We start from the raw sequence: 461 nt of genomic DNA on the forward strand, positions 1-461 counted from the left end.
GCCCCGGCTTCCGCGCCCCCGGCGGCCTGCTCGCCCCCGGTGACCACGCGCTGTTCGCCGAGGCCGGCATCACCGAGGACAGCTCGATCCCCGCCGAGGGGGAGGGCCGCGGCGCCGACGCGCCCACCGTGTACGCCGCCGGCGTGGTCACCGTCCCGTTCGTGTGGCCCGCCGTCGACTACTGGCAGTACGTCCTCAATACCGACTCACCCGCCGACCCCGACACGCTCGTCACTCGCTGGCTCGACCTCGTCGACGCCGCCCGCGACCGGCCGGACCGACTCGCCGTCCTGATCGCGCACCCCGGCGCGAGCGCGATCGACGACGCCCGCTTCGGCGCGCTGCGCCGCGTCGTGGAGACGCTGTGCGCGGCCCCCGACGTCGAATTCGTCACCGTGGCCACGGTCGCCGCCCGAGCCCGCGCCGCCGCCGGCATCGCGCAGCCCACACCCGCCGAGCCC

The 461-nt window shown here is 77.0% G+C and carries 1 protein-coding gene; it reads left to right on the plus strand.

Translation table 11 applies throughout. From position 1 onward, the window contains the following. Positions 1-461 (plus strand): hypothetical protein (locus tag GT354_RS38580; RefSeq protein WP_161361039.1); only part of this gene is annotated, 461 nt, incomplete at both ends.

The sequence above is a fragment of the Streptomyces sp. SID3343 genome, from assembly GCF_009865215.1.
Classification (GTDB): domain Bacteria; phylum Actinomycetota; class Actinomycetes; order Streptomycetales; family Streptomycetaceae; genus Embleya.